This window comes from Chromohalobacter sp. 48-RD10 (assembly GCF_029889785.1).
In the GTDB taxonomy this organism is placed as follows: domain Bacteria; phylum Pseudomonadota; class Gammaproteobacteria; order Pseudomonadales; family Halomonadaceae; genus Chromohalobacter.
On sequence record NZ_JARANX010000038.1, the window covers coordinates 1 to 7,832 of the forward strand.

The 7,832-nt window shown below is 60.1% G+C and carries 6 protein-coding genes; all 6 read right to left on the reverse strand.

Annotation, left to right across the window (positions count from 1 at the left end; translation table 11 throughout):
- A partial coding sequence (locus tag OP496_RS16060) for a GNAT family N-acetyltransferase (RefSeq protein WP_280564805.1) occupies positions 1-1,285 on the reverse strand: 1,285 nt, incomplete at its 3' end.
- A 161-nt stretch (positions 1,286-1,446) separates the two neighbouring features.
- Positions 1,447-2,886, reverse strand: coding sequence for a Na+/H+ antiporter NhaC (gene nhaC, locus OP496_RS16065; protein WP_280564806.1), 1,440 nt, complete (start codon positions 2,884-2,886; stop codon positions 1,447-1,449).
- A gap of 43 nt (positions 2,887-2,929) precedes the next feature.
- Positions 2,930-4,252, reverse strand: coding sequence for an FAD-dependent oxidoreductase (locus tag OP496_RS16070; RefSeq protein WP_280564807.1), 1,323 nt, complete (start codon positions 4,250-4,252; stop codon positions 2,930-2,932).
- Positions 4,253-4,576: 324 nt separating this feature from the next.
- Positions 4,577-5,248, reverse strand: coding sequence for a GntR family transcriptional regulator (locus OP496_RS16075; RefSeq protein WP_280564808.1), 672 nt, complete (start codon positions 5,246-5,248; stop codon positions 4,577-4,579).
- A 211-nt stretch (positions 5,249-5,459) separates the two neighbouring features.
- On the reverse strand, positions 5,460-6,407 hold the full coding sequence (locus OP496_RS16080; RefSeq protein ID WP_280564809.1) for a dihydrodipicolinate synthase family protein: 948 nt from the start codon (positions 6,405-6,407) through the stop codon (positions 5,460-5,462).
- A gap of 94 nt (positions 6,408-6,501) precedes the next feature.
- Entirely contained in the window at positions 6,502-7,437 is a 936-nt protein-coding gene (locus tag OP496_RS16085) for a 4-hydroxyproline epimerase (protein ID WP_280564810.1), read from the reverse strand.
- Between the last annotated feature and the right edge of the window lie 395 nt (positions 7,438-7,832).

Below are 7,832 nucleotides of genomic sequence, written 5' to 3' on the forward strand. Positions count from 1 at the left end.
GTACCACGTAGCATTCGTTTTCGATGGCGCGCGCCTGAGAGCAGTGGCGTACTCGCAGATAACCGTTTTTGGTATCGGTCCAGAACGGCACGAAGAGGATATCCATTTCCTGATCGGCGAGCAGGCGCGAGAGTTCCGGAAATTCGACGTCATAGCAGATCAGAATGCCGATTCGACCGGCATCGGTGTCGAAGACGCGCAGGTCGTCACCGCCTTCGATGATCCAGTCGCGGCGCTCCTGGGGCGTGATGTGCAGCTTGGCTTGGGCCTCTATGTCGCCGTCGCGGTGGAAGAGATAAGAGATGTTGTAGAGATGCCCGTCGTCGTGCTCCTCGATCATCGAGCCGGCGATGATATTGATATTGTAGGACACTGCCATGCGTGACAGCTCGGTCTTGAAGTGTGCGGTGAAGCCGGCCAGGAAGCGGATGGCCGCGATTTGATCCTGCTGGGCGGCGCGATCCTGCAGGCCCATCAGCGGAGCGTTGAAGAGCTCCGGGAAGATCGCGAAGTCGCTCTGGTAATCCGAGAGTGCATCGATGAAGTATTCGGCCTGTTGCAGCACCGCCTCCACCGAGGAGAACTCGCGCATCTGCCATTGCACCGCGCCCACTCGCACCTGCGTCTTGCGGGTATCGAGCACCGATTCGGCGGGCTCGAAGAGGATGTTGTTCCACTCCAGCAGGGTCGCGTAGCCCTGGGACTTTTCATCTTCCGGCAGATACTTGCGCAACAGCCGCTTGACCTGGAAGTCATTGGCCAACTGGAACGACAGGATGGGGTCGTGAATCTCCTTGCGCGAGACCTGATCCAGGTACTCGGCCGGCGACATTTCGCTGGCATGCTGGTGGTAGTTGGGAATTCGGCCGCCGGCCAGGATGGCGCGCATATTCAGTGACTTACACAGATCCTTGCGGGCTTCGTAGAGGCGTCTGCCGAGCCGATAGCCGCGATAAGCCGGATCGATCAACACGTCCAGGCCATACATGGCGTCGCCCTCGGGAGCGTTGAGGATGATCTCCCGTTGATCCATCAGGTCGTCGTAGCGGTGCGGGTTGGAAAATTCCTCGTAGTCGACGCGGGCGGTCAGGGCTACGCCAACGAGGGTCTCGTCGTCCTCGATGACGATCTGTCCGTCGGGGAACTCGCTGATCAGTCGCTCGATGGTGCGCTTGGGCCAGGCGCCGCCGATATCGTGATAGACCCGGTCCATCAGCGTCTTGAGCTGCGGATAGTCCTCGGGCGTCAGATTGCGAAGATTGAGGTGAAGATCATCGAGGGACATGCGCGCGTCCTGCCTTGCGGATACGAAAGTGAGCACTAGTGTATCATGCAGAACGCGTGGCTCATGAGGTAGCGGCTGGGTGGTGGAAAGCCCCTTGCGGCCGCAAAAAGCCCTGCACGGGGCAGGGCTGATCAGGTGACGAGAGAACTATCGGTGCCGTGTCACGAGGCTTGGAAGTTCTGTCGCGTGTTGGCGTCGTCTTGTGCCTCGGTCTTGGGCTGGGTTCTCCAGATGGCGATGTTGGCGTAGCCATAGAAGATCGAGATCACGATCACTAGCATGTGGTACCAGAGGAAGGGCAGGTAGGTCATGGTTGAGACGCCGAGAGTAGTGGCCATGAACACACCGCCGTCGGTCCAGGGCACCATTGGAGTAGTGATGGTGCCGCCCGCTTCGGCATTACGCGAGAGCACCCGCCGATCAACGCCTTGGTCGTCGTAATTCTTCCCGGTGATGGTGCTGGCGGTGATCAGCGAAACGTAGGCTGCGCCGCCGAAGAAGTTACCGAAGAAGCCACCCAGCATGGTCGAGACCGTCAAGCGTCCCGGGTTATTGGCCCAGCGCAAGAAGCCATTGCTGATCGTTTTGAGGATACCCACTTGGCTCATCAGGCCGCCGAGGCCCAAGGCAAACAGGATCAACGCCACGACACTGAGCATGGACTCGATGCCGCCACGGTTGAGCAGCGTGTTTAGAAACTCCACGTCGGACTGCATGTCGTTGCCTACATAGGCGATGCGAATGGCATCGATGGGGCCGATACCTTGGGCCCACCAGGCGCAGATACTGCCCAGGACGGCGCCGAAGGTGATGACTGGAATGGCCGGGTAGCGGCGGGTCAGCAGCCCGATCACGATCACCGCCGGCAGCAGTAGCCACGGGCTGATGGTGAAATTGGTTTCTAGTGCTTGCATGGCGACAGTGGCGCGCGAGGTGTCCACATCGCCACTGACATAAAAGAAGCCGACGACCAGAAACAGAATTGATGCGATCGGAATGGCGAGTGCGCTTACCGTCATCATGGAACGAATGTGGTCAATCAGATTGACCTTGCATAGTGATGCGGTCATCACCGTGGTGTCGGACAGCGGCGACATCTTGTCGCCGACGTAAGCGCCGGAGATGACGGCGCCGGCCACCAACGGGAGCGGAATGCCGAAGCTATGACCGATCCCCATCATGGCGACGCCGGCGGTGCCTGCAGTACCGAAAGAGGTACCGGTGGATAGCGAGGTCAGGGCGCAGATGACGAAGGCGGCGAACAGGAATATCTGCGGGTTCATCACCGTCAGCCCGTAGTAGATGATGCTGGGCACGATGCCCCCGGCGATCCAGGTGCCGATCAGGGCGCCGACGGTGGTGAGAACCAGCACTGCTTCCATGCCATTGTGAATGCCGTCGATGAGGCCTTCCTGCATGGGGGCGTAGGGCATCTTGAGCTTCAGGCCGAGTGCCATGACCAGAAACCAGGAAGCGAACAGCGCAAGCTGAATGGGGAGGCCGAGCACGTTGATGCTGAGGAACATGATGGCGATGAAGCCCACCATGATGGTCAGCACTTCGGCCATGCTGGGTAGCCTCGGGGCATTGGATGAGGACATGATATCTCCTTTGGTCTTGTTGTCTGAATTGAGGGGATTGCGTCTAGAAGCGATCGAGCCGATAGGGGGGCAACTCGGGAAGTGCTTGGTCGGTAGCAGGGAGAGCGCGTCGGGACGCGTCGGCCTCCGCCGCTCCTGGCATTGCCAGCCCGGCTATAAGTTCGGCCGTCACCGCGGCTTGGGTAAGTCCCAGATGGTGATGCCCGAAAGCCAGCAGCACCCTGCCGTCTTTTGCGCTATCGATGACGGGCAGCGAATCGGGCAGGGAAGGGCGAAAACCCATCCAGGGCGTTGCCTCTGCGGCATCGAGAGGTGTTTTGAAAAGGCCCTGGCTCAAGCGATGCAGCTGCCAGGCCCGTGCCATGTTGGGCGGCCGCTTGAGGCCCGCGAATTCGACGGTACCCGCCAGGCGCAGGCCCTCTGACATCGGCGTCATGATGAAACGGCGCTCCAGTGACGTCACCGCCGTGGGTAGACGCGACTGCTCGCCGGGCAGCATCAGGTGATAGCCGCGCTCGGTGTCCAACGGTACCCGCGTGCCAGTGAGGTTGGCGGTAAGCGCTGCCGAGTGTGCCCCGCAGGCTACCAATGCCTGGCGTCCATGAAGCCGCCCCAAGGCGGTTGTCTCGAGCGTGACGCCATGGGAGTTAACATGGCCGGAGACGACCTCGCCCTGGCAGAACTTGACGCCCTCGGCCTTGGCCGCTGCTACCAGACGTTGTGCGACCAAGAGCGGGTCGACGACGTGGCCGGTCGCAGGAAAGAACAGGCCGCCGCGAATCGAGTCGGCGAGCTGCGGGGCAATGTCGCGAATCGCGTCTCCCCGCCAATGCTCAACCGCCACGCTTTGTTCCGACATGCAGGTCTGCAGTGCCTCCAGTTCGGCGCGCGAGTCTGCCTGCTCGTAGACCATGAAGGATCCGTCTTCCTTCAGTAGATGGTTGCCATCGACCGATTCAAGCAGTCGACGCCAGGCACTTAGGCTTACCTCGTTGAGCGCGCGGATACCACTCACGCTGTTCTGGTAGGGCGCTTGGCGTAGATTCAGCAATAATCGAGTGAACCAAGGCAGCGCCTTGGGAAGGTAACGCCAGTCCAGGTGCAGTGGCCCCATGGGGTCCATCAGCATGCTAGGCAGGCGTTTGAGAATCGAGGCATCGGCGATGGGAAAGACCTGCTCGGTGGCCATGTGTCCCGCATTGCCAAAGGAAGCCCCCATGCCTGGCGCTTGCTTGTCTACCACCAGCACTTTCAAGCCCTTCCGGCTCAGCGCGAGAGCACTTGCAATACCAACCACACCGGCGCCGATAACGGTGACGTCGGCATGGTGAGTGTCGTCTTGGAAGGCTTGGCCATATGAGCCCATAGGGATCCCTCAACTGACAGACCAATTTGTATTTGTCGATTGTATAAAATATAAGATATGTCGTTGCCAGCTTCAAGACGGAACTCGACCAAAGTCGTGACGCGACGCGTGAATGACATCATCGGTAGCGGACGACTGCGGGATAGCGTAACGGATGGGGCCTGCCGTGGCGCCCAGGGGCACTCCGAGCGAGTAAAAGCGAGAATGCACCGACGCGCCGGCACTGGGTCGGGTGATGGCCGAAGGTCCGACGCTTGGTGATTGGGCAGTAATGAAGAGAAACGCTTGCGCTTGATGGGCGATAGCCGGTTTATGATGCGCCGATCATGATGTTTCGGGCTGTTTAGCGCGCTCTTCGAGCAGCGCGACGATGCCTTCGCAGGCTTCCTGGATATGCGTCTTCAACAACTCACAGGCTTGGTCGGCATCGCCTTGACGGGCCAGTTCGAGGAGTCCGCGATGTTCCTGCTCGGCTTTCTCGATTTCCTGGGTGTAGACCAACTGCATGCGAATATAGCGATCGGACTTGGTGTTCAATTGGCTGATCAGGGAGAGGGTTTCAGGTAGCTCGGCCGGGGCGTAAAGCGCCTGGTGAAAGGCGAAGTTGTACTCGCTCCAGTTATCGATATCGCCGCCGGAATTCAGCGCCTGGTCATACTCGAGGAGGGTGTCTTCGGCCTTTTTCAGGTCTGTGTCGGTGAGCCCGTTGATGGCATGACGCAGTACGTAGGTCTCGAGCAAAACGCGAAGGTCGAAAAGTTCGCGGATCTTGGCCACGGAAAGCTCGGTAGTGAAGGCTCCCCGGTGGGCGTGAAATTCGACCAGCCCCTCGGACTCTAGTGTCAGCAAGGCTTCACGAACGGGGATGCGGCTGACGTCGTAGTCTTTGGCCAAGGCGTCCTGGCGCAGCTGGGTGCCGCCTTTGAATTCTCCGCCAAGGATACGCCCGCGTAGATCATCCGCGACGAATTGCGCTCGTGTCTTGTAAGTCGCCATGGCCGGCCCCTGCCGAAGATTGGAATTTGCATACTGTATACAAACTGCAATGAATGTCCAAGATGAGGACATGGAACGTCGCGTTCAGACCGCGCCATGCGAGAGCGCTCGGCTTGTTGTATCGGGAAGGGAAGCCGGGAGGCCGGTCATCGTAGACCTCCCGGCATGTCGGTGCGGCGACACCTATGGCGTCTAGATGGAGGTGTCTCGTTCAGGCATCGTCGAGGGCGGCAGACCAGTTCGCGTACCAGGTACGGAACAGCTCGTATTGGGTTTCGATATAGCGTCGCTGGGCGTCGCTGAGCACGTCGCTCTCGTTGAAATGCAGCGCGTACTCGCTCTCGCCGTTGAGCACCATCAGATGCTTGTAGTAGAGCACCAGATCGGCGCCTTCGTCGAAGGAGGACAGTACGCCGAGCGCTTCTTCGAGCTCCCTGGCCAGGCGGCGAGCGGTGACGTCTCCCTCGGCCGCTTTCTTGCTGAGTGCGACAAGGTGCAACACTTCGCGGGGCAGAGCGTTGCCGATACCGGTGATGGCACCGGTGGCGCCGCAGTTGACGAAGCCGTGGTAGACGGTGGTGTCGACACCGACCATCAGGGTGACGTCAGCGTCCTGTGAGGTGATGTGCTCCGCCGCGTAACGCAGGTCATTGGCGCCCCCAAACTCCTTGAAGCCGATCAAGTTCGCGTGTTTGGCGCGAAGCTCGAAGAACAGGTCGGCACGGGTGGCGAAGCCGTAGTGAGGGCTGTTGTAGATCACTGCCGGCAGATTGGGTGCGGCGTCGAGAATGGCCGAGAAGTGAGCCTTCTGCGCGGTGGCGGACGTGCCGCGGGACAGCACGCGGGGAATGACCATGAGTCCATCGGCACCGACCTTGGCCGCATGAGCAGCATGGGAGACGGCTTCCTTGGAGTTGACCGCACCGGTGCCGACGATGGTCGGAATGCCGGCCCCGACCAGGCGTGCAACGCCTTCTTGACGCTGCGCTTCGCTTAGAAGAGGCCAGTCGCCCATGGAGCCGCAGTACACCACGCCGTTCATTCCCAGTTCGATCAGTTCACGACCCTTGGCGACCAGGGCGTCGAAATCTGGCTGACGGTCGGCGGTGCAGGGCGTCATCAATGCGGGAATGCAACCGGTAAAGATGGCATCGTTCATCGTTGTTCCTCGAGAGTTGGTTCATTGCATGCAAGGGGCTCAGCGCAGCGGCATCGCTGTAATGCCCGGCGCTGAATCGTCGAGATAAGATGGATCACTGACGCGTGATTCCCCAGGCGAACGGGTCCTGTTCGTCGATTAGCAAGGTGGCGTCGGCGCTGAGATAGGCGCGTCCCTTGATCGAGGGGCGAATGCGATCGCCTTCCCATTCGTAGGAGGCCTCGAGCTGGCCGCCGCAGATACTCGCCTGTGTCCAGATCTGCCTCGGCGCCAGCTTGCCATCGGCGGCGAGACAGGCGAGCTTGGCGCTGGTGCCGGTGCCACAGGGCGAGCGGTCATAAGCCTTGCCGGGACACAGCACGAAATTTCGGCTGTCGGCCTCGCGGTCGTCGCAGAAGAGTTCGATGTGGTCGATGACGCCGCCGTTTTCCCCGGTAATCGATTGGGCTTCCAGCGCTTGTCGAATGGCCCAGGTGTAGTCGGTGAGAGCCTCGACATTATCGAGTTCGAGGGTCATGTCGTGATCGCTGACCAGGAAGAACCAGTTGCCGCCCCAGGCAATGTCGCCATGTACGATGTCGTACCCCGGCACCTCGACAGGGACCTGGCGGCGATGACGGTAGGAGAGGACATTGCGTACGGTCACGGCGCCGTCCCCGTGAAGCGTGGCGTTGATGGGCCCCGCCGGGGTATCGATCTTATGGCAGCCCGGTGTCATTCGTCCCAAGTGGTGTAGCGACGCCACCAGCCCGATGGTGCCGTGACCGCACATGCCGAGATAACCGCTGTTGTTGAAGAAGATGACCCCGCAACTGGCATCGCTGGACTCGGGCTCGCAGTACAGCGCGCCGACCAGCACGTCGTGCCCACGCGGCTCCAGCATGAGGGCCCGGCGCCATGCATCGTGATTGTCGCGAAAGTCATCGCATTTATCGGCGATGGTGTTACCGGAAAGTGTGGGGATGCCCTCCATGACCAATCGTGTCGGTTCACCCGCGGTGTGGGAATCGATGACGTGCACACGTTTCATAAGCCACCTTCGCTCGATCTTGTTGGTTTTATATTTTATACAATCTTCAAAGGATTTTGTGAAGTCATGTCCGTTGACAGTCATCCAAGGTAGTCACGTGGTAAAGCACATACCGCGGATCGTGCATGCACGCACGCATGAGCCGGCACCACGTCGATGAGAAAAAGCACCGCGTGGGCCGGCGAGACGGAAGGGGAGCCAGTAAGAGAGAATGACATTCTGGACTGCACCGTGGCAGATGCCTTAAGCGAGTCCCAAGCTGTTACGGCAGTGCGTGTGATTAACCTGGCCGGTACATCTTGAAGTTCTGCTCGGCGCTGACTTCGAAGTAATCGGCCGGGCCGCCGCCGCGCAGAATGGGGTGTGCCTCGGCGGTCTGATAGACGCCGTCATGC